General features: G+C 59.2%; 26 protein-coding genes and 1 tRNA gene. 25 read left to right on the top strand and 2 right to left on the bottom strand.

Features of this window, described 5'->3' with window-relative positions; genetic code table 11:
• Positions 1-42 precede the first annotated feature (42 nt).
• Positions 43-127: transfer RNA gene (locus AC0IW7_RS00950), tRNA-Leu, on the bottom strand.
• Between the two features lie 109 nt (positions 128-236).
• Here AC0IW7_RS00950 and queA point away from each other — a divergent pair.
• The 6 genes from queA (at position 237) to AC0IW7_RS00920 (ending at position 6351) form a co-directional block, all read left to right on the top strand.
• Complete coding sequence (gene queA / locus AC0IW7_RS00945; protein WP_471815395.1) at positions 237-1286, top strand: tRNA preQ1(34) S-adenosylmethionine ribosyltransferase-isomerase QueA; 1050 nt, start codon at positions 237-239, stop codon at positions 1284-1286.
• A 14-nt stretch (positions 1287-1300) separates the two neighbouring features.
• On the top strand, positions 1301-2416 hold the full coding sequence (gene tgt / locus AC0IW7_RS00940; RefSeq protein ID WP_206000611.1) for a tRNA guanosine(34) transglycosylase Tgt: 1116 nt from the start codon (positions 1301-1303) through the stop codon (positions 2414-2416).
• Between the two features lie 39 nt (positions 2417-2455).
• Complete coding sequence (gene yajC, locus AC0IW7_RS00935; protein ID WP_122452563.1) at positions 2456-2797, top strand: preprotein translocase subunit YajC; 342 nt, start codon at positions 2456-2458, stop codon at positions 2795-2797.
• Positions 2798-2861: 64 nt separating this feature from the next.
• A complete protein-coding gene (secD, locus tag AC0IW7_RS00930; RefSeq protein WP_471815394.1) occupies positions 2862-4730 on the top strand; it encodes a protein translocase subunit SecD in 1869 nt (622 codons plus the stop codon).
• Between the two features lie 9 nt (positions 4731-4739).
• The gene (gene secF, locus AC0IW7_RS00925; RefSeq protein WP_471815393.1) at positions 4740-5651 is read left to right on the top strand and encodes a protein translocase subunit SecF; all 912 of its coding nucleotides are present in this window, start codon (positions 4740-4742) and stop codon (positions 5649-5651) included.
• A 145-nt stretch (positions 5652-5796) separates the two neighbouring features.
• The gene (locus AC0IW7_RS00920) at positions 5797-6351 is read left to right on the top strand and encodes a glycine zipper 2TM domain-containing protein (RefSeq protein WP_122494110.1); all 555 of its coding nucleotides are present in this window, start codon (positions 5797-5799) and stop codon (positions 6349-6351) included.
• A 79-nt stretch (positions 6352-6430) separates the two neighbouring features.
• Here the strand turns inward: AC0IW7_RS00920 and suhB are convergent, their stop codons facing one another.
• Entirely contained in the window at positions 6431-7246 is an 816-nt protein-coding gene (gene suhB, locus AC0IW7_RS00915) for a type III secretion system regulator SuhB (RefSeq protein ID WP_122494109.1), read from the bottom strand.
• 144 nt (positions 7247-7390) lie between these two features.
• On the opposite strand from suhB, the gene trmJ reads away from it, so the two are divergent.
• The 19 genes from trmJ (at position 7391) to der (ending at position 24017) form a co-directional block, all read left to right on the top strand.
• Positions 7391-8170 carry a tRNA (cytosine(32)/uridine(32)-2'-O)-methyltransferase TrmJ gene (gene trmJ, locus AC0IW7_RS00910; RefSeq protein WP_471815392.1) on the top strand — a complete coding sequence of 260 codons (780 nt, stop codon included), beginning with the start codon at positions 7391-7393 and terminating at the stop codon, positions 8168-8170.
• Complete coding sequence (gene cysE / locus AC0IW7_RS00905) at positions 8163-8942, top strand: serine O-acetyltransferase (RefSeq protein WP_122494107.1); 780 nt, start codon at positions 8163-8165, stop codon at positions 8940-8942. Before trmJ ends, cysE begins: the two co-directional genes overlap by 8 nt.
• Positions 8943-9083: 141 nt before the next feature.
• Complete coding sequence (gene iscR / locus AC0IW7_RS00900; RefSeq protein ID WP_122452570.1) at positions 9084-9575, top strand: Fe-S cluster assembly transcriptional regulator IscR; 492 nt, start codon at positions 9084-9086, stop codon at positions 9573-9575.
• Between the two features lie 45 nt (positions 9576-9620).
• Entirely contained in the window at positions 9621-10835 is a 1215-nt protein-coding gene (locus AC0IW7_RS00895; protein ID WP_471815391.1) for an IscS subfamily cysteine desulfurase, read from the top strand.
• A 50-nt stretch (positions 10836-10885) separates the two neighbouring features.
• The gene (iscU, locus tag AC0IW7_RS00890; protein WP_471815390.1) at positions 10886-11272 is read left to right on the top strand and encodes a Fe-S cluster assembly scaffold IscU; all 387 of its coding nucleotides are present in this window, start codon (positions 10886-10888) and stop codon (positions 11270-11272) included.
• A gap of 30 nt (positions 11273-11302) precedes the next feature.
• Entirely contained in the window at positions 11303-11626 is a 324-nt protein-coding gene (iscA, locus tag AC0IW7_RS00885) for an iron-sulfur cluster assembly protein IscA (RefSeq protein WP_122494105.1), read from the top strand.
• A gap of 8 nt (positions 11627-11634) precedes the next feature.
• Positions 11635-12156 carry a co-chaperone HscB gene (gene hscB / locus AC0IW7_RS00880; RefSeq protein WP_471815389.1) on the top strand — a complete coding sequence of 174 codons (522 nt, stop codon included), beginning with the start codon at positions 11635-11637 and terminating at the stop codon, positions 12154-12156.
• Between the two features lie 41 nt (positions 12157-12197).
• A complete protein-coding gene (hscA, locus tag AC0IW7_RS00875; RefSeq protein WP_471815388.1) occupies positions 12198-14063 on the top strand; it encodes a Fe-S protein assembly chaperone HscA in 1866 nt (621 codons plus the stop codon).
• The gene (fdx, locus tag AC0IW7_RS00870; protein ID WP_122452574.1) at positions 14063-14404 is read left to right on the top strand and encodes an ISC system 2Fe-2S type ferredoxin; all 342 of its coding nucleotides are present in this window, start codon (positions 14063-14065) and stop codon (positions 14402-14404) included. Before hscA ends, fdx begins: the two co-directional genes overlap by 1 nt.
• Positions 14405-14418: 14 nt before the next feature.
• Positions 14419-14619, top strand: coding sequence for a Fe-S cluster assembly protein IscX (gene iscX / locus AC0IW7_RS00865; protein WP_122494102.1), 201 nt, complete (start codon positions 14419-14421; stop codon positions 14617-14619).
• 114 nt (positions 14620-14733) lie between these two features.
• Complete coding sequence (gene ndk / locus AC0IW7_RS00860; RefSeq protein WP_108095966.1) at positions 14734-15165, top strand: nucleoside-diphosphate kinase; 432 nt, start codon at positions 14734-14736, stop codon at positions 15163-15165.
• A 25-nt stretch (positions 15166-15190) separates the two neighbouring features.
• Positions 15191-16339: a dual-specificity RNA methyltransferase RlmN gene (rlmN, locus tag AC0IW7_RS00855; protein WP_122452576.1), complete on the top strand. Its 1149-nt coding sequence runs from the start codon at positions 15191-15193 to the stop codon at positions 16337-16339.
• A 12-nt stretch (positions 16340-16351) separates the two neighbouring features.
• Positions 16352-17107: a type IV pilus biogenesis/stability protein PilW gene (gene pilW, locus AC0IW7_RS00850; RefSeq protein ID WP_471815387.1), complete on the top strand. Its 756-nt coding sequence runs from the start codon at positions 16352-16354 to the stop codon at positions 17105-17107.
• The gene (locus tag AC0IW7_RS00845) at positions 17107-18135 is read left to right on the top strand and encodes a helix-turn-helix domain-containing protein (RefSeq protein ID WP_471815386.1); all 1029 of its coding nucleotides are present in this window, start codon (positions 17107-17109) and stop codon (positions 18133-18135) included. The genes pilW and AC0IW7_RS00845 overlap by 1 nt, the downstream gene beginning before the upstream one ends.
• Before the next feature lie 2 nt (positions 18136-18137).
• Positions 18138-19250 carry a flavodoxin-dependent (E)-4-hydroxy-3-methylbut-2-enyl-diphosphate synthase gene (gene ispG, locus AC0IW7_RS00840; protein ID WP_471815385.1) on the top strand — a complete coding sequence of 371 codons (1113 nt, stop codon included), beginning with the start codon at positions 18138-18140 and terminating at the stop codon, positions 19248-19250.
• A gap of 24 nt (positions 19251-19274) precedes the next feature.
• Entirely contained in the window at positions 19275-20564 is a 1290-nt protein-coding gene (gene hisS, locus AC0IW7_RS00835; protein ID WP_471815384.1) for a histidine--tRNA ligase, read from the top strand.
• A gap of 69 nt (positions 20565-20633) precedes the next feature.
• Positions 20634-21275 (top strand): YfgM family protein, encoded by a 642-nt coding sequence (locus AC0IW7_RS00830; protein ID WP_471815383.1) that lies wholly within the window; start codon positions 20634-20636, stop codon positions 21273-21275.
• The gene (bamB, locus tag AC0IW7_RS00825) at positions 21268-22419 is read left to right on the top strand and encodes an outer membrane protein assembly factor BamB (RefSeq protein WP_122494096.1); all 1152 of its coding nucleotides are present in this window, start codon (positions 21268-21270) and stop codon (positions 22417-22419) included. The genes AC0IW7_RS00830 and bamB overlap by 8 nt, the downstream gene beginning before the upstream one ends.
• 125 nt (positions 22420-22544) lie before the next feature.
• The gene (der, locus tag AC0IW7_RS00820; protein WP_122494095.1) at positions 22545-24017 is read left to right on the top strand and encodes a ribosome biogenesis GTPase Der; all 1473 of its coding nucleotides are present in this window, start codon (positions 22545-22547) and stop codon (positions 24015-24017) included.
• The last annotated feature ends 29 nt before the right edge of the window (positions 24018-24046 follow it).

Below are 24046 nucleotides of genomic sequence, written 5' to 3'. Positions count from 1 at the left end.
CATAAAAAAAGGCCTTGCTTAGCAAGGCCTTTCTAATGTGCTTGGTGCCCCGGGGGAGACTCGAACTCCCACTCCTTTCGAAAACGGATTTTGAATCCGCCGCGTCTACCAATTCCGCCACCAGGGCACATAGGGCGCGCAGTATAGGGAGAGGTTTGCGTGTGGTCAACGGGGTCGCGTGGTGAATTTTGCGTATTTCCGTTAAACTTCGCGCCCCTGAAAAATGACCTCCCACCATGCGTGTTGCCGATTTCAATTTCGAGCTGCCAGACGCCCTGATTGCGCGTCACCCCTTGGCCGAGCGCCAGGGCAGCCGCCTGCTTTGCCTTGACGGCCCGACCGGCGCTTTGGCGCACCGTCAGTTTTCCGATCTGCTGGAGTACCTGCGGCCGGGCGATTTGATGGTGTTCAACAACACCCGCGTCATTCCCGCGCGCTTGTTTGGCCAGAAGGCCTCTGGCGGCAAACTGGAAGTGTTGGTGGAACGCGTGCTGGACAACCGCCGCGTGCTCGCCCACGTGCGCTCAAGCAAATCGCCGAAACCGGGCTCGACCATTCTTATTGATGGCGGCGCTGAAGCGCAGATGCTCGCGCGCCACGATGCGTTGTTCGAGTTGGGCTTCAACGAAGACGTATTGCCGCTGCTCGAGCGCGTCGGCCATATGCCGTTGCCTCCTTATATAGATCGCCCCGACGACAACGCCGACCGCGAGCGTTATCAGACCGTGTACGCCGAGCGTGCCGGTGCAGTGGCGGCGCCTACCGCCGGCCTGCATTTCGATCAACCGTTGCTGGAAGTCATCCGCGCCAAAGGTGTGGTCACCGCGTTCGTGACGCTGCACGTTGGCGCGGGCACTTTTCAGCCTGTGCGCGTGGAAAAGATCGAAGACCACCAAATGCATAACGAGTGGCTGGAAGTGACCGAAGAGGTGGTCGAGGCCGTCGCTGCCTGCCGCGCACGGGGCGGCCGGGTGATTGCAGTGGGGACCACCAGCGTGCGCTCGCTGGAAAGCGCGGCGCGCGATGGCCAGCTCAAACCGTTCAGTGGCGACACCGACATCTTCATCTACCCCGGCCGGCCGTTTCATGTGGTCGACGCCTTGGTGACCAATTTCCATTTGCCGGAATCGACATTGCTGATGCTGGTTTCCGCATTTGCCGGCTACCCGCAAACCATGGCGGCCTACGCCACGGCCATTGCCGAGGGTTACCGATTCTTCAGTTACGGTGATGCCATGTTCATTACCCGCAACCCCGCCGCGCGCGGACCCGAGGAGCACGCATGAGCCGCACCTGCCGCATGACATTCGAACTGCTGGCCACCGATGGCAAAGCCCGCCGTGGTCGCCTGACCTTCCCGCGCGGCGTTGTCGAAACGCCGGCGTTCATGCCAGTGGGCACCTATGGCACGGTGAAGGGCATGCTGCCGCGCGACATCGAAGCGATTGGCGCGCAGATGATCCTCGGCAATACCTTCCACCTGTGGTTGCGCCCTGGCATGGAAGTCATCAAACAGCACGGCGACCTGCATGACTTTATGCAGTGGAAGGGTCCGATCCTCACCGACTCCGGCGGCTTTCAGGTGTTCAGCCTGGGCGCCATGCGCAAGATCAAGGAAGAGGGCGTGACCTTCGCCTCGCCGGTCAACGGCAGCAAAGTGTTCATGGGCCCGGAAGAATCGATGCAAGTGCAGCGCGATCTCGGCTCCGATGTGGTGATGATTTTTGACGAGTGCACGCCGTATCCGGCCGACCTCGACGTGGCGCGCACCTCCATGGAACTGTCGTTGCGCTGGGCCAAGCGTTCGAAGATTGCCCATGGCGACAACACCGCCGCACTGTTCGGCATCGTTCAGGGCGGCATGCACCAGGACTTGCGCATGCGCTCGCTGGAAGGCCTCAGCGAAATCGGCTTCGATGGCTTGGCCATTGGCGGCTTGTCGGTTGGCGAGCCGAAGGAAGAGATGATTCGCGTGCTGGACTACCTGCCAGGGCAGATGCCGGCGGACAAACCGCGTTACCTCATGGGTGTTGGCAAGCCTGAAGACCTGGTCGAAGGTGTGCGCCGTGGTGTGGATATGTTCGACTGCGTGATGCCCACGCGTAACGCGCGCAATGGTCATTTGTTTGTCGATACCGGCGTTCTGAAAATTCGCAATTCGGCTCATAAGCAAGACAACAGCACGCTTGATCCGACCTGCGATTGCTACACCTGCCAGAACTTCTCCCGGGCCTATTTGCACCACTTGGATAAGTGCGACGAAATGCTCGGTAGCATGTTGAATACCATCCACAATTTGCGTCATTACCAGCGCCTGATGGCTGGTTTGCGCGAGGCTATTCAACAGGGTACATTGGCCGCCTTCGTCGATTCCTTCTACGCCCGGCGCGGTCTCACCACACCGCCGCTGGACTGATCGTTTACCTTATAAAAGAATCTTTAACAGGAGTTTTACATGGGCTTTTTCATTTCCGACGCGCTCGCTGAAACGGCACCAGCCGCTGCTGCTGGCCCGGTGGGCGGCGACAGCATGTCGATCATTTTCCTGGTCGGCTTCATGGTCATTTTCTACCTCATGATCTGGCGCCCACAGGCCAAGCGCGCGAAAGAGCAGAAGAACCTGCTGAGCAATCTGCAGAAGGGCGACGAAGTAGTCACCTCCGGTGGTATCGCCGGCAAGATCACCAAAGTGACTGACGATTTCGTGGTTATCGAAGTTTCCGACACCGTTGAACTGAAAATTCAGAAAGGCGCCATCGGTGCCACGTTGCCCAAGGGCACTCTGAAAGCCATTTAAACTTCACAATTTTTACCATTCGACGGGGCGCTAAAGGCGCCCCGCGTCATAAGCGGGCGGCGTCATGCTGAACAAATACCCTCTGTGGAAATACCTGCTGATCGTCGCGGTTCTGGTGATCGGCTTCATTTACTCTGCGCCGAACCTGTACCCGGATGACCCGGCCGTACAGATCAGCGGTGCCAGCACCGCGTTGCAGGTCGGCCAGGCTGATCTGGATCGCGCGAGCAAGGCGCTGACTGACGCAGGTATCGAGGTCAAAGCGGCCACGTTGGCTGCGCAGGGGAAGGGCGGCCTGATCCGTCTGGTCAAGAAAGAACAGCAACTGCCAGCCAAAGACGTCGTTCGCAAAGTGATGGGCGACGACTACGTGGTGGCGTTGAACCTGGCGCAAACCACGCCGACCTGGCTGCGCAACCTGGGCGCCAGCCCGATGAAGCTGGGTCTGGACTTGTCCGGTGGTGTGCACTTCCTGCTGGAAGTGGACATGGACAAAGCGCTGGACGCGCGTCGCAAAGTGTACGAAGGCGATGTGAAGAGCTTGCTGCGCAAAGAGCGCGTGAAGTACCGCAGCCTGCCTGAGCAGGGCGGCGCCATTCAGCTGGGCTTCAGTGACGACGAGTCGCTGACCAAGGCGAAAACACTGATCCGCAAAGATTTCACAGATTTCCAGGTGACCGAAGTCGAGCGCAATGGCATGCAAGTGCTGCGTCTGGAAATGACGCCGGCCAAGCTGGCTGAGATTCGCGAATACTCCATCAAGCAGAACTTGACCACGGTACGTAACCGCGTCAACGAACTGGGTGTGGCCGAACCGCTGGTTCAGCGCCAGGGTGCCAACCGCATCGTGGTTGAGCTGCCGGGCGTGCAAGACACCGCCGAAGCCAAACGTATTCTCGGTAAAACCGCCAACCTGGAGTTCCGTCTGGCGGCTGGCCCTGATGCGACCAAGGCGACCACTGAGTCCTTTGAGTTCCGCGAGCCGGGTCGTCCGGCTGTGCCGTTGGAGCGTGGCTTGATCATTACCGGTGATCAGGTGACCGACGCCTCGGCCAGTTTCGATGAGAACGGCCGTCCGCAAGTAAACATCCGTCTTGACGGCCATGGCGGCGAACTGATGAGCCGCGCCACGCGCAGCAACGTCGGTCGTAGCATGGCGGTGATCTTTATCGAGCAGAAGCCGACCACGCGCTATACCAAGCAAATGGTCAACGGCGTCGAGCAAGACGTAGCCGTACAGACGTTTAAAGAAGAGAAGAAAATCATCAGCCTGGCGACCATTCAGTCGCCGCTGGGAAGCCAGTTCCGTATTACCGGTCTGGAAGGCAAGGGCGAATCGTCTGAGCTTGCCCTGCTGCTGCGTGCTGGTGGTTTGGCGGCGCCGATGTACTTCGCCGAAGAACGCACCATCGGCCCGAGCCTGGGTGCGGACAACATCACCAAAGGTATCGATGCTTCGCTGTGGGGCATGCTGCTGGTGTCGCTGTTCATCATCTGCATCTACCGCTTCTTCGGTGTGCTAGCCACTGTGGCGCTGGCCTTCAACATGGTCATGCTGTTGGCGCTGATGTCGCTGTTGGGCGCTACGCTGACCTTGCCAGGTATCGCCGGTATCGTGTTGACCATGGGTATGGCGGTGGACGCCAACGTACTGATCTTCTCGCGGATACGCGAAGAGATTGCCAATGGCATGTCGGTGCAGCGCGCGATTCACGAAGGTTTCGACCGCGCCTATGCCGCGATTCTCGACGCCAACCTGACCACGCTGTTGGTCGGTGGCATCCTGTTCGCCATGGGTACCGGGCCGATCAAAGGCTTCGCGGTGACCATGTCGCTGGGTATCGTCACTTCGATGTTCACCGCCATCATGGTTACCCGCGGCATGGTTAACCTGATTTTCGGTGGTCGTGACTTCAAGAAGTTGTGGATTTAAGGGGCCGCTATGAAACGTACGATTAAGTTTATGGCCGTGCGCAACATCGCGTTCGGCTTCACCGTGCTGCTCACCGCCATCGCGTTGTTCAGCTTGTTCCACAAGGGTTTGAACTACGGCCTGGACTTCACTGGCGGTACGCTTATTGAACTGACCTACGAGCGCGACGCGAACCTGCTACAGGTGCGTGAAGAACTGCAAAAGGCCGGTTTCAACGATGCCGTGGTGCAGAGCTTTGGTGCTGCTAACGAATTGCTGGTGCGTATGCCCGGCGATGATCCACAGCTGGGCACTCGGGTTGCCGAGGCACTGCGCGCGGTAGACGGCGATAACCCTGCGACCGTCAAACGCGTTGAGTTCGTTGGCCCGCAAGTAGGTGAGGAGCTTCGCGACCAGGGCGGCTTGGGTATGTTGCTGGCCCTGGGCGGCATCATGCTTTACCTGGCGTTCCGCTTTCAGTGGAAGTTCGGGCTTGGCGCCATCGCCTCGCTGATCCACGACGTGATCGTGGCGATGGGCGTGATTTCCTACTTCCAGATCACGTTTGATCTGACCGTGCTGGCGGCAGTGCTGGCGATCATTGGTTACTCGCTCAACGACACCATCGTGGTATTCGACCGTGTGCGGGAAAACTTCCGCGTGCTGCGTAAAGCCACGCTGATCGAGAACATCGACATTTCCACCACGCAAACCTTGCTGCGCACCATGGCGACCTCGATTTCGACTTTGCTGGCCATTGCAGCGCTGTTGTTCTGGGGTGGCGATAACCTTTACGGTTTCTCCATCACCCTGTTTATCGGGGTGTTGGCCGGTACCTACTCCTCGATTTACATCGCCAACGTGGTGCTGATCTGGCTCAACCTGAATGTTGAAGACCTGATTCCACCGGCTACCACTGAAGCGGTTGACGAACGCCCCTAAGCGTCCCGTCCAACTGGAAGCCGCGGGCGCGCTCATAGCGCTCCGCGGTTTTTTTTCGTCGGCAGTTTTGAACTGGCTGTAGGAAATAGACTCCAAGGCTAGGAGAAAGGCGCTACGGCGTCTCGGTGTGAACCAGGAGGTTAAAGTGAACAAGTCGATGCTAGTTGGTGCGGTGCTGGGCGCGGTAGGTGTTACCGCCGGAGGTGCTGTTGCAACTTACAGCTTGGTGGGTGGCGGTCCTGAATACGCGCAAGTGCTCGCGGTGGAACCGATCAACGAAACCATCAAGACTCCGCGGCAAGTTTGCAAAGATGTAACCGTCACTCGGCAAAAACCGGTCAAGGATCAACATCAAATCGTCGGTAGCGTATTGGGCGCTGTGGCAGGTGGTCTGCTCGGTAACCAGGTTGGCGGCGGTAACGGCAAGAAAATTGCCACCGTAGCGGGTGCGGTTGGCGGCGGTTATGCCGGTAACAAGGTGCAGGAAAACATGCAGTCCAATGACACCTATACCACCACCGAAACCAAGTGCAATACGGTCACCGACACCAGCGACAAGCTGGTCGGCTACAACGTGAAGTATCAGTTGAAAGATAAAGTGGGTCAGGTGCGGATGGATCGTGATCCGGGCAGCCAGATTCCGGTCGATGAAAAAACCGGTCAGCTGATTCTGGGTCAGAACCAGCCCGTCCAGCAGTAAGAAAAAAGCGTCCTTCGGGACGCTTTTTTTCGCCCATAAAAAAACCGGCGCATGGCCGGTTTTTTTATCGCCCTAAGGCTTAGCGTTTTTGCTGAGCCGACAGGTGCGGCTGAATGGCTGTCAACACTGCCTTGAAGCATTTGGTGTTGCCCGCTACCACGTGGCCCTTTTCGAGGAATTCGTGGCCACCCGTGAAGTCGCTGACCAAGCCGCCCGCTTCCTGAATCAGCAGCACGCCTGCAGCCATGTCCCATTCCGACAGGCCCGCTTCCCAGAATGCATCGAAACGGCCAGCGGCCACGTAAGCCAAGTCCAGGCTAGCCGCGCCGGCGCGGCGGATGCCGGCGGTTTGGCCGACCAGGCTGCGGAACATGCCGAGGTAGTTGTCGAGACCGTCCATTTGATCGTCGCGGAACGGGAAGCCCGTGCCGAGCAGGGCGCCTTCGAGGCTGGTGCGACCGCTAACGCGCAGGCGGCGGCCGTTCAGTTGGGCGCCGCGGCCGCGGCTGGCGGTGAATTCTTCTTGGCGAACCGGGTCGAGAACGACCGCGTGTTCGAGGCGGCCACGGTATTTGCAGGCGATGCTGACCGCGAAGTGCGGGATGCCACGCAGGAAGTTGGTGGTGCCGTCCAGTGGGTCGATGATCCAGAGGTAGTCTTCGCCGTCGCCACTGCCGGCGTGCAGGCCGGTTTCTTCGCCGAGGATGGCGTGGGTTGGGTAGGCTTTGCGCAGCGCGGTGATGATGCTGGTTTCAGCGGCGCGGTCCACTTCGGACACGTAGTCCTTGGCGTCTTTTTCGTCGACCTTGATGGTGTCCAGGCGCTCGATGGAGCGGAAGATCAGTTCACTGGCGCTGCGGGCGGCGCGCAGCGCGATATTCAGCATAGGCTGCATGGAGGGTCACCTGGGTCGTTAAAGAAAGCCGAGCATTCTAACAGAAAACCATAGATGAAGAAGGCCCACCTGGCGTGCGCATGGTGTTTGCAAAGTCGCTTCTGTAAGATTTGCCTCCCTTTGTTGTCCGTGTGAGCGCTTTCGTTGCTGGAAAATATCCGCGTCGTTTTGGTCAATACCAGTCATCCCGGCAATATCGGCGGCGCCGCGCGGGCGATGAAAAACATGGGTTTGTCGCGCCTGGTGCTGGTCGATCCGCAAGACTTTCCCAGCCACGAAGCCAGCGCCCGGGCGTCCGGTGCCGATAGCATTCTTGAAGCTGCACACGTTGTCGCCACGCTCGAAGAGGCGCTGGTTGGCTGCACGCTGGTGCTGGGAACCAGTGCGCGCGATCGCCGAATGCCGTGGCCCATGCTCGACCCTCGTGAGTGTGGCGTGCACGCCGTCGAACGTGCCGCCGAAGGGGGCGAGGTGGCGCTGGTTTTTGGTCGCGAATATGCCGGCCTTACCAATGAAGAATTGCAGCGTTGCCACTACCACGTACACATTCCGTCCGACCCCGACTTCAGCTCCCTTAACCTTGCTGCTGCCGTGCAGGTGCTCTGTTATGAGGTGCGTATGGGGTGGCTGGCCAGCCAGGGGCAAAGCAAGCGCGCGGAGAAAACCGAAGTGGCGTCGCCGCGTAGCGAGCAGTTGTCGACTATGGACGAGTTGGAGCGGTTTTACGGCCATCTGGAAGCGACGCTGGTGCAGATCGGTTTTCTGGACCCGGAAAACCCCCGGCATTTGATGTCGCGTTTGCGTCGGCTGTTTGCCCGAAGCGCGGTGAGCCAGTCGGAAATGAATATTCTGCGCGGCATTTTGACCGAGACTCAAAAAGCCGCTCGCGGTGAGCCACACAAGCGGAGAAGTGACGATGTTTGAGCGCGTACGAGAAGACATTCAAAGCGTATTCCACCGAGACCCGGCGGCGCGTAACGCTTTCGAAGTTCTGACGTGCTACCCGGGTCTGCACGCCATTTGGTTGCATCGCCTGTCTGGCTGGTTGTGGTTGGCCGGCTGGAAATGGCTGGCGCGGATGGTCTCGAACTTCGGTCGCTGGTTGACCGGCATCGAAATTCACCCAGGCGCAAAAATCGGCAAGCGCTTCTTTATTGACCACGGCATGGGCATCGTCATCGGCGAAACCGCCGAGATTGGCGACGACGTTACCCTTTATCAAGGCGTGACCCTGGGCGGCACCAGTTGGAACAAAGGCAAGCGTCACCCAACATTGGAAAACGGTGTGGTAGTGGGAGCGGGCGCCAAGGTGCTCGGGCCGTTCACGGTTGGCGCGAACGCCAAGGTTGGCTCCAATGCGGTGGTAACCAAGCCGGTGCCGGCCGGTGCGACGGTTGTCGGCATTCCGGGGCGCATCATCGTCAAGGCTGATGACGAAGCAGAAGCAAAGCGCCAGGCCATCGCCGAAAAGCTCGGGTTCGACGCTTATGGCGTCAGTCCTGACATGCCTGATCCCGTGGCCAAAGCCATCGGCCAGATGCTCGATCACCTGCAGGCGGTAGACGGTCGCCTGGAAGGCATGTGCTCGGCGCTCAAGGCGCTGGGTAGCGATTATTGCGCGAAAGATCTGCCGACATTGCGTGACGAAGACTTCAACGACGTCTGCAAGGGTCTGGACGACAAGCCCGCCGCCTGACGCGCGCCGCTATGCGTTTTTTGCTATGATTCGCGCCCTTCATTTTGCGCAATCCCGAGTGTTTTAATCGGTCTTATAGTTGACCTAAATACTCGGGAATAGCATACTTACGGCATATTCAGTGATCTTGCGGTACAAGCCATGCGACTGACTACCAAGGGCCGTTACGCCGTGACCGCCATGCTCGATTTGGCACTTCATGCCCAGCATGGTCCGGTTTCTCTGGCGGATATTTCCGAGCGCCAGGGCATTTCCCTGTCTTACCTCGAGCAACTATTCGCCAAATTGCGTCGCGGAAATCTGGTTTCCAGTGTGCGCGGTCCCGGTGGCGGCTATCAATTGTCGCGCGATATGGGCGGCATTCAGGTTGTGCAGGTGATCGATGCTGTCAACGAGTCGGTCGATGCCACTCGCTGCCAAGGCTTGAGCGGTTGCCACGATGGCGACACCTGTTTGACTCACCATTTGTGGTCCGACCTGAGCCAGCAAATTCACGAATTTCTTAGTGGTATCAGCTTGGCCGACCTTGTCACCCGTCACGAGGTGCAAGACATCGCCAGGCGCCAGGATCAGCGTCACTGCTCAGGCAGAACGCCTCGCATGGATAAAATTGAAGCGTCCGCCATCGATTGAGTAGGGCGCCAGGCTGACCGGCCTACACCTGATTAGGAGACATCAATGAAATTGCCGATTTATCTCGATTACTCCGCGACTACACCGATTGATCCTCGTGTGGCGCAGAAAATGAGCGAATGCCTGTTGGTCGACGGTAACTTCGGTAACCCGGCCTCGCGCTCCCACGTGTTCGGCTGGAAAGCTGAAGAGGCGGTGGAAAACGGTCGCCGTCAGGTGGCTGAGTTGGTAAACGCCGACCCGCGCGAAATCGTCTGGACTTCCGGTGCTACCGAGTCGGACAACCTGGCTATCAAGGGTGTGGCGCACTTCTACAAGAGCAAGGGCAAACACATCATCACCTCGAAGATCGAGCACAAAGCGGTGCTGGATACCACGCGCCAACTTGAGCGCGAAGGTTTCGAAGTGACGTATCTCGATCCGCAAGAAGATGGCCTGATCACCCCGGCCATGATCGAGGCGGCCCTGCGTGAAGACACCATTTTGGTGTCGATCATGCACGTCAACAACGAGATCGGCGTGATCAACGACATCGCGGCCATTGGTGAGCTGACTCGCTCGCGCGGCGTGTTGTTCCACGTCGATGCGGCTCAGTCCACCGGCAAGGTCGATATCGATCTGAGCAAGCTGAAGGTCGATTTGATGTCCTTCTCGGCGCACAAAACCTACGGCCCTAAAGGCATCGGTGCGCTGTACGTCAGCCGTAAGCCACGTGTGCGTCTGGAAGCTCAGACCCATGGCGGCGGTCATGAGCGCGGCATGCGCTCCGGCACCTTGGCCACTCACCAAATCGTCGGCATGGGCGAAGCGTTCCGTATCGCCAAAGAAGAAATGGCCCAGGAAAACCAGCGCATCGCTGCCCTGAACGAGCGCTTCTTCAAGCAGGTCGACGGCCTGGAAGAGCTGTATGTGAACGGCAGTAGCACCGCCCGCGTGCCGCACAACCTGAACCTGAGCTTCAACTATGTGGAAGGCGAGTCGCTGATCATGGCGCTTAAAGACCTGGCGGTTTCGTCTGGTTCGGCCTGCACCTCAGCCTCCCTGGAGCCTTCGTATGTACTGCGCGCCCTGGGCCGCAACGACGAACTGGCACATAGCTCGATCCGTTTCACCTTCGGCCGTTTCACCACCGAAGAAGAAGTTGACTACGCCGCAGCCAAAGTACGCGAGGCAGTTACCAAACTGCGCGAGCTGTCGCCGCTGTGGGACATGTTTAAAGAAGGTGTCGATATTTCCAAAGTGGAATGGGCGGCACATTAATTAGCTGCCAATAAGAGCGGCACCTGCTCCTGATGAGAGAGAAATGAATCATGGCTTATAGCGAAAAGGTCATCGACCACTACGAGAACCCGCGCAACGTCGGCAAGATGGACGCGGAAGATCCTGATGTCGGCACCGGCATGGTCGGCGCGCCGGCGTGCGGCGACGTGATGCGTCTGCAGATCAAGGTTAACGAGCACGGCGTTATTGAAGACGCCAAGTTCAAAACCTACGGCTGCGGTTCGGCTATCGCCTCCAGCTCCCTCGCCACCGAGTGGATGAAGGGCAAAACCCTGGATGAAGCCGAAACCATCAAGAACACCCAGTTGGCTGAAGAGCTTGCTCTGCCACCGGTGAAGATCCACTGCTCGGTACTCGCCGAAGACGCCATCAAGGCGGCCGTTCGCGACTACAAGCAGAAGAAAGGCCTGCTCTAACCAGCAGTCGTTTGCGACTAAGGAGTTCTCATGGCTATCAGCATGACCGAAGCGGCGGCCCAACACGTACGCCGCTCCCTCGACGGGCGTGGCAAAGGTGACGGTATTCGCCTGGGTGTTCGCACCACCGGCTGCTCGGGCCTGGCCTACGTCCTGGAGTTTGTCGACGAAGCACAAGGCGAAGACCAGGTGTTCGAAAGTCACGGCGTGAAAGTGATCATCGACCCGAAAAGCCTGGTGTACCTCGACGGTACTGAACTGGACTTCGTCAAAGAAGGTTTGAACGAAGGCTTCAAGTTCAATAACCCCAACGTGCGCGGCGAATGTGGCTGCGGCGAGAGCTTCAACATCTGAGGCTGGCTGTGGGCACCCCTTGTCACTTTGCATTGTTTGACCTGCAACCCAGCTTCCGTCTGGATCTTGAGCAGTTGGCTACGCGGTATCGCGAGCTGGCGCGCAGCGTGCACCCCGACCGTTTTGCCGACGCTTCTGAGCGCGAGCAACGGTTGGCGCTGGAGCATTCGGCGAGTCTCAACGAGGCCTACCAGACGCTGAAAAACGCGCCAAAACGGGCGCGTTATCTGCTGGCGTTGCGTGGCCACGAGCTGCCGCTGGAAGTCACCGTGCAGGATCCCGAGTTCCTCATGCAGCAAATGCAATGGCGTGAGGAGCTTGAAGACTTGCAAGACAGCGCCGACCTGGCCGGTGTCGCCACATTCAAGCGCCGCTTAAAGGCTGCTCAGGATGAGCTGAACGACCGTTTTGCCGCCTGTTGGGATGAGAGCGCGCGTATCGACGAGGCCGAACGCCTGGTCCGCCGCATGCAGTTCCTCGACAAGCTCAGCTACGAAGTGCGCCAGTTGGAAGAGCGCCTCGACGATTAATTCCGCGCCGCCCAGGCGGCGCGCCTGATGCGCAGACAAGCATGGCATTACTGCAGATCGCTGAACCCGGGCAAAGCCCGCAACCGCATCAACGGCGTTTGGCCGTTGGTATTGACTTGGGCACCACCAACTCGCTGGTAGCGGCGTTGCGCAGTGGCGTTTCGGCGCCCATCGCCGACGCCGGTGGCGAGGTCATCCTGCCGTCCGCCGTGCGTTATCACAGCGATCACGTTGAGGTCGGGCGCGCTGCCAAGGCGGCCGCCGCCAGTGATCCGTTCAATACCGTGCTGTCGGTTAAACGCTTGATGGGTCGCGGCCTGGCAGATGTGAAGCAGCTCGGTGAGCAGCTGCCTTACCGTTTTGTCGGTGGCGAATCGCACATGCCCTTTATCGAAACGGTGCAGGGCGCCAAAAGTCCGGTGGAAGTGTCTGCCGAGATTCTCAAAGCACTGCGTGTGCGTGCCGAAGCTGCGTTAGGCGGTGACTTGGTTGGCGCGGTGATCACCGTTCCGGCTTACTTCGACGATGCACAGCGCCAAGCCACCAAAGACGCCGCCCGCCTGGCTGGCCTCAACGTGTTGCGCCTGCTTAACGAGCCGACCGCCGCAGCCGTGGCCTATGGGCTCGATCAAAAAGCTGAAGGCGTAGTCGCCATTTATGACTTGGGCGGCGGCACCTTCGATATTTCGATTTTGCGCCTGACTGGCGGCGTGTTCGAAGTGCTCGCCACCGGCGGCGACACCGCGCTTGGCGGCGACGATTTCGACCATTCCATTGCTGGCTGGATTGTTGAGCAGGCGGGTATTTCCACCGACATCGCCCCCGGTGAGCAGCGCGGTTTGTTGCAGGCCGCTTGTGCTGCCAAAGAAGCGCTGACCGACGCCGATTCTGTGAACGTCAGCTTCGGCGACTGGAGCGGTGAGCTGTCACGCGCCCATTTCGATAGCCTCATCGAGCCCATGCTGCAACGCAGCCTCAAAGCCTGCCGCCGCGCCGTGCGTGACGCAAACATCGAAGTGGATGAGGTTAAAGCTGTGGTCATGGTCGGCGGCTCGACTCGCGTGCCGCGTGTGCGTACGGTGGTGGGCGAGCTGTTTGGCCGCACGCCGCTGACCGATATCGACCCGGATCAAGTGGTGGCCATTGGCGCCGCGATTCAGGCCGACACCTTGGCGGGCAACAAACGCAATGGCGAAGAGCTGCTGTTGCTAGACGTCATTCCGCTGTCCCTGGGGCTGGAAACCATGGGCGGCTTGATGGAGAAAGTCATTCCGCGCAACACCACGATTCCGGTTGCCCGCGCGCAAGACTTCACCACCTATAAAGACGGCCAAACGGCCATGATGATTCACGTGCTGCAAGGCGAGCGCGAGCTGATCAGCGACTGCCGCTCCCTGGCACGCTTCGAGCTGCGCGGCATTCCCGCCATGGTGGCCGGCGCGGCGAAAATTCGTGTGACCTTTCAGGTGGATGCCGATGGCCTGCTCAGTGTTGCCGCACGCGAATTGGCGTCCGGCGTTGAAGCCAGCATCCAGGTGAAGCCGTCCTACGGTCTCACCGACGGCGAAATCGCCCGCATGCTTCAGGACTCGTTCCAGAACGCCGGCGATGACAAGGTCGCCCGCGTTTTGCGTGAGCAGCAAGTGGATGCGCAGCGTTTGATCGAGGCCGTTCAAGCCGCGCTGGAAGCGGACGGCGAGCGGTTGCTCGACGCCGAAGAGCGCATGGTCATCGACCTGCAGATGCAGGAACTGAGTGAATTGATGAAAGGCTCGGATGGTTATGCCATTGAGCAGCAGACCAAGCGCCTGTCGCAGGTCACCGACGCCTTTGCTGCCCGCCGTCTGGACTCGACGGTGAAAGCCGCGCTGGCAGGGCGCAATTTGAATGAAATTGAGGACAACTGATGCCGCAGGTTATTTTTCTGCCCCACCCGAAATTTTGCCCTGAAGGCATGGTTGTCGAGGCTGAACCGGGCACTTCCATTCTGGATTTGGCGCATGAGCACCATATTGAAATGGAAAGCGCCTGCGGCGGCGTCTGCGCCTGCACAACCTGCCATTGCATCGTGCGCGAAGGGTTCGATTCGCTGGAAGAAGCGGACGAGCTCGAGGAGGATTTTCTCGACCGTGCCTGGGGGCTTGAGGCCCAGTCGCGTCTGGCGTGTCAGGCGATCGTTGGCACCGAAGACATTACTGTCGAAATTCCGAAATACTCGCTCAACCACGCCGCCGAAGCGCCGCATTGATTCAAGGAAGTGTCATGAGTCTGAAATGGACTGATGTTCTGGAAATCGCTATTCAACTGGCTGACAGCAAGCCCGACGTGGATCCGCGCTACGTCAACTTCGTCGACCTGCAGCGTTGGGTCGCTGCATTGCCTGAGTTCAACGACGATCCGCAACGTGGCGGTGAGAAAGTATTAGAGGCTATTCAGGCGGCGTGGATCGAAGAAGCCGATTGAATTCACCTCGGTTGGCGCACCACAGCTGGGCGCCAGCCCTACGCATTTAACAGGAACCCGCGTATAATTCGCGGGTTTAATTTTTGGCTTAACTCTCAGTTTCTGGAGCTTCACATGGCTGTTCAACGCACTTTCTCCATCATCAAGCCCGACGCCGTTGCTAAAAACGTAATCGGCGAAATCGTTACCCGTTTCGAAAAAGCCGGCCTGCGCGTCGTAGCTTCGAAAATGAAACAACTGTCCAAAGCTGAAGCTGAAGGCTTCTACGCTGAGCACAGCGCTCGTGGCTTCTTCGGCGAGCTGGTTGCTTTCATGATCTCCGGTCCGGTTGTTGTTCAGGTTCTGGAAGGCGAAGACGCCATCGCCAAAAACCGCGAACTGATGGGCGCGACCAACCCTAAAGAAGCTGCTGCCGGCACCATCCGCGCTGACTTCGCTGACTCGATCGACGCCAACGCCGTTCACGGTTCGGACTCCGAAGCCGCTGCTGCTCGCGAAATTTCGTACTTCTTCGCTGCAACCGAAGTAACTGCACGTACTCGCTAATCAGCGAACGGGCGAGGGTGAAGACATGACTGAAGCTACCGGCAAAATCAATCTCCTGGGTCTGACCCAGCCTGAGATGGAACAATTCTTCGACTCTATCGGGGAGAAGCGTTTTCGTGCCGGTCAGGTGATGAAGTGGATTCACCACTTTGGCGTCGATAATTTCGCCGCCATGACCAATGTCGGCAAGGTCTTGCGCGAAAAGCTCGAGGCCCGTGCCGAGATTCGTGGGCCGGAGGTGGTGAGTGAAGACATCTCCACCGACGGCACCCGCAAATGGGTCGTGCGTGTGGCCTCTGGCAGCTGTGTCGAGACCGTATACATTCCCCAAGGCAGTCGCGGCACCCTCTGCGTTTCCTCGCAGGCCGGTTGCGCGCTGGATTGCAGTTTCTGCTCCACCGGTAAACAAGGTTTCAACAGCGATCTGACGGCGGCCGAAATCATCGGCCAGGTGTGGATCGCCAACAAATCGTTCGGCAGTGTGCCGGCGAAAATTGATCGCGCCATCACCAACGTGGTGATGATGGGCATGGGCGAACCGCTGTTGAACTTCGACAACGTGGTTGCCGCCATGCACCTGATGATGGACGACCTCGGCTACGGCATTTCCAAGCGCAAGGTGACGTTGTCTACCTCCGGCGTGGTGCCGATGATCGACAAGCTCGGCGAAGTCATCGACGTGTCCCTGGCGCTGTCACTGCATGCGCCTAACGATGCGCTGCGCAACACACTCGTGCCGATCAACAAGAAGTATCCTCTGGCGATGCTGCTCGCGGCTTGCAAGCGCTACGTGGCGCGGCTTGGCGAAAAGCGTGTGTTGACCATCGAGTACACCTTGCTCAAAGACGTCAACGACCGCACCGAACACGCTGAGGAGATGATCGAGCTGCTCAAGGACATTCCTTGCAAGATCAACTTGATCCCGTTCAACCCTTTCCCCCATTCCGGTTACGAGCGGCCCAGCAACAACAGTATTCGCCGCTTCCAAGACCTGCTGTATAAAGCAGGGCACAACGTCACCGTGCGCACCACGCGCGGCGAAGACATTGATGCTGCTTGCGGGCAACTGGTTGGCCAGGTTATGGATCGCACCCGCCGTAGCGAGCGCTACATTGCCGTGCGCCAACTGAGCAACGAGGCTGACGCTCCACGTACCGCTGCAAACCGAACCTAAGGTAGGACACCTATGACATTGCGCACTGCGCTGCTGCTTCTGTTCACTGGCTTACTGTTTGGCTGTGTCTCGACGGGTCAGGTCGACCCGATGAAAACCGACAAAGGGCGTGACGAAGCGCGTGATGCGTACATTCAACTGGGCATCGGCTACCTCAATCAAGGCAACACCGAGCAGGCCAAGGTGCCGTTGAAAAAGGCCTTGGAGCTTGACCCAAGCAATGCTGACGCCAATGGCGCGCTCGCCATCCTGTTCCAAACCGAAATGGAGCCGGAACTGGCCGATGAGCATTTTCGTAAAGCCATCTCCAGCCGTCCGGATCCGCGCTTTCTGAATAACTACGGGGCATTCCTGTACGAGCAAGGCCGTTACCAGGAAGCCAAAGATCGCTATCTCGAAGCGGTAAAAGACAACATGTACCCGGAGCGCTCGCGGGTGTTCCAGAACCTTGGCCTGGTTTCTTTGAAACTCAAAGACCGCGCCCAGGCCAAACAATACTTCGAGCGTTCGATTCGCCTGAACAAACGACAGGCACGCCCGCACTTGGAGCTGGCCAAGCTGGCCTATGAAGACAAGGAATACGTGCCCGCGCGCAAGTATTACGACGCCTTCAGTAAGCTCACCGAACAAAATGCTGAAAGCCTGCTGCTTGGCGCTCGACTGGCCAAGATCTTCGACGACCGCGACAAAGCGGCGACGCTTGGCCTGCAGCTCAAACGTCTCTATCCCGGTACGCCGGAATACAAGCAATACATGTCGGAGCAATGATGAAAGCGGTGCATCCAGAAGCTCTAGCGGTCTCTCGCACTAACCCCGGCGAGACGCTGCGCAAGGCCCGCGAAAACCGGAACTGGTCGCTGGCCGACGTGGCCGGTCAGCTCAATCTGACCACCCAACGCCTCACCCAATTGGAAGCTGGACAGTTCGATCAACTGCCAGGCCACACGTTCGCGCGCGGTTATGTGCGTGCCTACGCCAAGCTGCTGGGCATGGACCAAACCCTGATCGTTCAGGAGTTCGACCAATACACCGGCACCGATGCCACCGGCAGTAGCGTGCATGGCCTGGGGCGTATCGAAGAGCCCATGCGCCTTTCGCAAAACTTGCTGCGTATCGTGTGCCTATTGCTGTTGCTGGCCATGGTGGCGGGTGGTTTCTTCTGGTGGCAGGACCAATCCGCTGGGCGCACCACTGAAACAGGCGGCATCAGCCTAGGCCATGTTGAAGTCGATGGCGCCGATGGCAAAACTGAAATTCACCCGTTGGACGAGCCGGAAGATCAGGCGGTGGTCGACGCCGAAGGCGCCGAAGAAGCCGTGCCCGCCGAGGTGTCGCCTGAAGTCGCGATGCAGCCGGAAGCCCCTGTCGCTCAAGCCCCGGTTACAACGCCCCCAGTCACAACCGCGCCAGGCGCAACGGCCCCGTCCGTAGCGAGCCCTGCACCGGCCGCTCCCGCTTCCGCGCCGTCACCCACACAAGCGCCCGCCGCCCCGGCTGTGCCTGCAGGCCAGACACCTCAGGCCGCGCCCGCTGCGCCGGTAGTGGCCGCTGCTGGTGAAGGCGTAGTGGCGTTGGATTTCAGCGCGAACTGCTGGATCCAGCTCACCGATGGCAACGGAAAAGTTGTGGTCAGCGGTTTGAAACGCGCCGGCGAAAAGCTCGAAGTCTCTGGCAAAGCGCCGCTTGAACTGCGCCTGGGTTATGCCCGCGGCGCGCAAGTGCGCTTCAACGGTCAGGCCGTTGACGTAGCGCCGTTCACCAGTGGCGAAACCGCCCGTATCAAGTTGGGACAATAACCATGCACGCCGAATCGCCAATCATCCGTCGCGTCTCGCGCAAGATCTGGGTAGGTTCCGTACCGGTCGGCGGTGACGCGCCGATTGCTGTGCAGAGCATGACCAACACCGACACCTGCGACGTTGCGGCCACCGTCGGTCAAATCCGTCGCCTGGAAGAAGCCGGCGCCGACATCGTGCGCGTTTCCGTGCCGGATATGGACGCCGCCGAAGCCTTCGGCAAAATCAAATTGCAGAGCAACGTGCCGCTGGTGGCCGACATTCACTTCGACTACAAAATCGCCCTGCGCGTGGCTGAGTTGGGTGTTGACTGCTTGCGTATCAACCCGGGCAACATCGGCCGCGAAGACCGCGTGAAAGCCGTGGTTGAAGCCGCACGCGACCGTGGCATTCCAATTCGCATCGGCGTGAACGCCGGCTCGCTGGAAAAAGACCTGCAAAAGAAATACGGCGAACCGACCCCTGAAGCGCTGGTGGAGTCGGCCTTGCGCCACGTCGAGCACCTCGACCGTCTGAATTTCCCCGACTTCAAGGTCAGCGTCAAAGCGTCCGACGTATTCATGGCCGTGGCGGCTTATCGCCTGCTGGCCAAGCAAATCGAGCAGCCGCTGCACCTGGGTATCACCGAGGCTGGCGGCTTGCGCTCGGGAACGGTGAAGTCGGCCGTGGGCCTGGGCATGCTGCTTGCCGATGGAATTGGCGATACCATCCGCATCTCGCTGGCGGCAGACCCGGTGGAAGAGGTGAAAGTCGGGTACGACATCCTCAAATCCCTGCGCTTGCGCTCGCGTGGCATCAATTTTATTGCGTGTCCAAGCTGCTCTCGCCAGAACTTCGACGTGGTGAAAACCATGAACGAGCTGGAAGGGCGCTTGGAAGACTTGCTGGTTCCGCTGGACGTGGCCGTAATCGGCTGTATCGTCAACGGTCCTGGCGAGGCCAAGGAAGCCCATATCGGCCTCACTGGCGGTACGCCGAATAACCTGGTGTACATCGACGGCAAGCCCGCTTCAAAGCTGACTAACGAAAATCTGGTGGATCAGCTTGAACAGATGATTCGCCAGAAAGCGGCCGAAAAGGTCGGAGCCGACGCAGCGCTTATTGCCCGCGGCTAATAAGAAGAACTCTAAGGATTCTGTGTGAGTAAGTCCCTGCAAGCCATTCGTGGCATGAACGACATTCTTCCGGAGCAAACCCCGCTCTGGCGCTACTTCGAAAACAGCGTCGCTGGTTTGCTCGACGGCTATGGCTATCGCCAAATCCGCATGCCCATCGTCGAAGCGACCGAGCTGTTCAAACGCTCCATCGGCGAAGTAACCGACATCGTCGAAAAAGAGATGTACACCTTCGACGACCGCAACGGCGATTCCCTGACCCTACGCCCGGAAGGCACCGCCAGCTGCGTTCGTGCCGTGCTTGAACACGGTATTTCCGGCGGTGGCCAGGTGCAGAAACTCTGGTACATCGGTCCGATGTTTCGCCATGAGCGTCCGCAAAAAGGACGCTATCGCCAGTTTCACCAAATCGGCGTGGAAGTGTTCAACCTCGACGGTCCGGACATCGACGCGGAATTGATCATTCTGACCTGGCGCCTGTGGGGCCTGCTGGGCATCCGCGATGCGGTGAAACTCGAGCTCAACAGCCTGGGCACCAGCGAAGCGCGCGCCACCTACCGTGACGCGCTCGTGCAGTACTTATCCGCGCGTGCCGATCAGCTTGATGAAGACAGCAAGCGCCGTCTCCACAGCAATCCATTGCGCGTCCTCGACAGCAAAGTGCCGGAAACACAGGCGCTGCTGGTCGATGCACCGAAGCTGGCTGACTACCTCGACGACGCCTCGCGCCTGCACTTCGAAGGCTTGAAGACCCGTTTGGACGCCGCCGGTATTCCGTATGTGCTTAACAGCAAGCTGGTGCGCGGCCTGGATTACTACAGCAAAACCGTCTTCGAATGGGTCACCGACAAACTCGGCGCCCAAGGCACCGTGTGTGCCGGTGGGCGCTACGATGGTCTGGTCGAGCAAATGGGCGGCAAGCCCACGGCCGGCGTGGGTTTCGCCATGGGTATCGAGCGTCTGATTCTGCTGCTCGAAACCCTGGAAAAAGTACCGGAAGAAATTGCGCGCCAAGTCGACGTGTACTTCTGTGCATTTGGCGACGCGGCCGAACTGGCCGGGCTGCAACTGGCCGAGCGTCTGCGTGATCAGATTCCGGGCCTGCGCCTGGTGGTTAACGCCGGCGCCGGTAGTTTCAAAAGCCAGCTGAAGAAAGCGGACAAAAGCGGCGCGTTGTTCGCCGTGGTGCTGGGCGAAGACGAATTGGCTCAGCAAGTGGTAGGTTTCAAACCGCTCCGTGGTCAGGGCGAACAAGAAAATATTGCCTGGGATGCTCTGGCCGAGCGCCTGGTAACCCGCTTGCAACAGGCGTGACAGCGGGTTCAAAACACAACCGGTGTGAACACCAGGTTTGAGCATTCAGCAGGTTTAAGGAGCATTGGCGTGTCGAGTACCGAAGACGAACAACTGGCGGATATCAAGGATTGGTGGAACCGCAACGGCAAACCCCTGCTGACCGGTGGCGTGCTCGCCCTGGCAGTCGTGGCGGGCTGGAATTACTGGCACAAGTACCAGACCTCCCAGGCCCAAAATGCCTCGATGCTTTATCAGCAACTGCTGGAAACCACTTTTGACCCAGCCGGCAAACCGGACGTCGCTAAAGTGGCCGAGCTTTCCAACAAGCTTAAAGCCGATTACGCAGGCACTTATTACGCGCAGTACGCCAGCTTGTTTGCGGCGAAAATCGCGGTGGACGCCGGCAAGCTCGACGATGCCGCTGCAGAGCTGAAAACAGTGGTCGACAAGCCTGTTGACGCCACTATTCAGGAGCTCGCACGTCAGCGTCTGGCCCGTGTTCTGGCTGCTCAGAACAAGGCTGAAGAAGGTCTCAAGCTGCTTGATGGCGATGCGGAAAAAGCATTCGTTGCCAGCCGCGAAGAGCTGAAAGGCGACCTGCTGGTCAAAGTCGGCCGTGCCGATGATGCCCGTGGCGCTTATGAAAAGGCCAAGGCAGCCCTGTCCGATGAAGCGGCAGTGGGTGGCTTGCAAATGAAGCTCGACGATCTGGCCAAAGGGGATGCGTGAAGTGATGCGCTGGAAATATGCCGCACTGCTGGCCCTGGCCGTTCTTGCCACGGGTTGCAGCAGCACTAGCAAGAAAGAACTGCCACCAGCCGAGCTGCCCGACTTCACCGAAGAAGTTGAGCTGAAAAAAGAATGGAGCCGCTCGATTGGCGATGGCCAGGGCGACACGTTCAACATGCTCGTGCCTGCCATTGATGGCGACACCATTTTCGCCGCTGACGTCAACGGCGAAGTCATGGCCATCAACCGTTTCTCCGGCGACAAGCTGTGGGAAACCGACCTCGACCTGCCGGTATCGGGTGCCGTTGGCGCCGGTAGCGGTCTGGTACTGGTCGGCACGCTGAAGGGCGAAGTGGTTGCCCTGGACGGTGCGACCGGCGAAGAGAAATGGCGCGCCAAGGTCACCAGCGAAGTGCTGGCACCGCCGGCCACCAACGGTGATGTGGTCGTGGTGCAAACCCAGGACGACCGCATCATTGGCCTGGAAGCCAGCAGCGGCGCTCAGCGCTGGATCTACGAAAGCACCCCAGCGGTGCTGACCCTGCGTGGCACCGGCGCCCCTGTCGTTAACGACCGTCTGGCCTTCGCCGGCCTGTCAACCGGCAAGGTGATTGCTCTCGACACCCAGCGCGGCTTGCCGGCGTGGGAACAGCGCGTTGCCGTGCCACAAGGTCGCTCCGAGCTGGACCGCGTGGTCGATATCGACGGCGGTCTGCTGCTTTCGGGCAACACCCTGTACGCGGTGACTTACAACGGTCGCGTCGCCGGTCTTGATGCGAGCAATGGCCGCATCATCTGGCAGCGCGAAGCGTCGAGTAACGTCGGCCTGGCCGAGAGCATCGGCAGCGTTTACCTCTGCCTGGCCAATGGCACCGTGGAAAGCGTCGATGAGCGTTCCGCTTCGGCGCTGTGGAGCAATGAATCCTTGGCGCGCCGTGAGTTGTCGGCGCCGGAAGTGTTCTCCAGCTACATTGCCTTTGGTGACTTCGAAGGCTATTTGCACTTGGTCAGCCAAGTAGACGGTCGTTTTGTCGGGCGTACGCGCATCGACAGCGACGGTCTGCGTGCTCGGCCATTGGTGGTCGCCGACTGGCTGTACGCCTTCGGTAACAGCGGTGAGTTGGTTGCGCTGACCATCAAGTAGGTGGGGCTCAGCGGGCGGCTCCCACTATGGAGCAACCCGTTGGCTAACCTACGCTTCATGAGTCCGGCCGCTGCCGTTCGACGGTAGCGGCCTTTGTGTTTTCTGCAATTGAGTGGAGGGGCCGCATGGTTCCCGTAATCGCCCTGGTGGGCCGTCCTAACGTCGGCAAGTCCACCTTATTTAACCGCCTGACCCGAAGTCGCGACGCCATCGTCGGCGACCTGGCTGGTCTGACCCGTGATCGCCAGTACGGTGAAGCCAAATGGCAAGGGCGAACCTACATCCTGATCGACACCGGCGGTATCTCCGGTGACGAGCACGGCATGGACGAAAAAATGGCCGAGCAGTCGCTGCTGGCCATTGAAGAAGCTGACGTAGTGCTGTTCCTCGTGGACTCGCGCGCAGGCTTCACCGCCGCCGACCAGATGATTGGCGAGCACCTGCGCAAGCGCAACAAGACTTCCTACGTGGTCGCCAACAAAGTCGACAACATCGACCCCGACCTGGCGCGCGCCGAGTTCGCCCCGCTGGGCATGGGCGATGCGATTCCAATCGCCGGCGCCCATGGCCGCGGTATTGCGCAGATGATGGAAATTGCCCTGGGCAGCTTTCCTAAAGATGACGCCGAAGAGCCGGAAGAAGGCGAAGAGGAAGTGGTGGCCGAAGGTCAGGAAGCCAAGCGCATTCCGGGCCCGAGCGAAAAAGACGGTATCAAGATCGCCATCATTGGCCGGCCTAACGTCGGCAAGTCGACGCTGGTAAACCGCATGCTCGGCGAAGACCGGGTCATCGTCTACGACCAGCCCGGCACCACCCGCGACAGCATCTACATTCCCTTCGAGCGTAACGAAGAGAAGTACACCCTGATCGACACGGCCGGTGTGCGCAAACGCGGCAAGATCCACGAAGAGGTGGAGAAGTTCTCCGTCGTTAAAACCCTGCAAGCGATCAAAGACGCCAACGTCGTGATTTTTGTAATGGACGCCCGCGAAGGCGTGGTCGATCACGACCTGAACCTGCTGGGTTTCGCCTTGGAATCGGGCCGTGCTCTGGTGATCGCACTGAACAAGTGGGACGGCATGGAGCCGAGCGAGCGCGATTACGTCAAAACCGAGTTGCAGCGTCGCCTATTTTTCGTCGATTTCGCCGACATCCACTTCATTTCCGCACTGCATGGCACCGGCGTGGGCAACCTGTACCAGTCGGTGCAGAACGCTTTTAAATCCGCTGTTACGCGCTGGCCTACCAGCCGTCTGACGCAGATTCTCGAAGATGCCGTCAGCGAGCACGCTCCACCCATGGTTGGCAGCCGTCGCATCAAATTGCGCTACGCCCACTTGGGCGGTGCCAACCCGCCGCTGATCGTGATTCACGGTAACCAAGTGGAAGCGGTGCCGAAGTCATACGTTCGGTACCTGGAAAATACCTACCGCCGCGTTTTGAAACTGGTCGGCACGCCGATTCGCATCGAATTCAAAGGCGGCGAGAACCCGTACGAGGGTAAGAAAAACACCCTGACGGATCGCCAGGTAAACAAGAAACGCCGCCTTATGTCGCACCACAAGAAGGCTGACAAGAAGCGCCGCGACAAGAAGTGATGGGTTCGGCATCGATCGGCTGCGCGTCG

It is taken from the genome of Pseudomonas sp. AC229 (genome assembly GCF_979254655.1).
This window is presented reverse-complemented; position numbering and strand designations above follow the sequence as displayed.

Coding starts and splice junctions, on each gene's coding strand:
- iscX (WP_122494102.1), top strand. CDS start 14,419: ATGAGTCTGAAATGGACTGATGTTCTGGAAATCGCTATTCAACTGGCT.
- rlmN (WP_122452576.1), top strand. CDS start 15,191: ATGACTGAAGCTACCGGCAAAATCAATCTCCTGGGTCTGACCCAGCCT.
- iscR (WP_122452570.1), top strand. CDS start 9,084: ATGCGACTGACTACCAAGGGCCGTTACGCCGTGACCGCCATGCTCGAT.
- iscU (WP_471815390.1), top strand. CDS start 10,886: ATGGCTTATAGCGAAAAGGTCATCGACCACTACGAGAACCCGCGCAAC.
- queA (WP_471815395.1), top strand. CDS start 237: ATGCGTGTTGCCGATTTCAATTTCGAGCTGCCAGACGCCCTGATTGCG.
- iscA (WP_122494105.1), top strand. CDS start 11,303: ATGGCTATCAGCATGACCGAAGCGGCGGCCCAACACGTACGCCGCTCC.
- hscA (WP_471815388.1), top strand. CDS start 12,198: ATGGCATTACTGCAGATCGCTGAACCCGGGCAAAGCCCGCAACCGCAT.
- pilW (WP_471815387.1), top strand. CDS start 16,352: ATGACATTGCGCACTGCGCTGCTGCTTCTGTTCACTGGCTTACTGTTT.
- yajC (WP_122452563.1), top strand. CDS start 2,456: ATGGGCTTTTTCATTTCCGACGCGCTCGCTGAAACGGCACCAGCCGCT.
- ndk (WP_108095966.1), top strand. CDS start 14,734: ATGGCTGTTCAACGCACTTTCTCCATCATCAAGCCCGACGCCGTTGCT.
- suhB (WP_122494109.1), bottom strand. CDS start 7,246: ATGCAGCCTATGCTGAATATCGCGCTGCGCGCCGCCCGCAGCGCCAGT.
- ispG (WP_471815385.1), top strand. CDS start 18,138: ATGCACGCCGAATCGCCAATCATCCGTCGCGTCTCGCGCAAGATCTGG.
- secF (WP_471815393.1), top strand. CDS start 4,740: ATGAAACGTACGATTAAGTTTATGGCCGTGCGCAACATCGCGTTCGGC.
- bamB (WP_122494096.1), top strand. CDS start 21,268: ATGCGTGAAGTGATGCGCTGGAAATATGCCGCACTGCTGGCCCTGGCC.
- AC0IW7_RS00895 (WP_471815391.1), top strand. CDS start 9,621: ATGAAATTGCCGATTTATCTCGATTACTCCGCGACTACACCGATTGAT.
- secD (WP_471815394.1), top strand. CDS start 2,862: ATGCTGAACAAATACCCTCTGTGGAAATACCTGCTGATCGTCGCGGTT.
- cysE (WP_122494107.1), top strand. CDS start 8,163: ATGTTTGAGCGCGTACGAGAAGACATTCAAAGCGTATTCCACCGAGAC.
- fdx (WP_122452574.1), top strand. CDS start 14,063: ATGCCGCAGGTTATTTTTCTGCCCCACCCGAAATTTTGCCCTGAAGGC.
- der (WP_122494095.1), top strand. CDS start 22,545: ATGGTTCCCGTAATCGCCCTGGTGGGCCGTCCTAACGTCGGCAAGTCC.
- AC0IW7_RS00845 (WP_471815386.1), top strand. CDS start 17,107: ATGAAAGCGGTGCATCCAGAAGCTCTAGCGGTCTCTCGCACTAACCCC.
- tgt (WP_206000611.1), top strand. CDS start 1,301: ATGACATTCGAACTGCTGGCCACCGATGGCAAAGCCCGCCGTGGTCGC.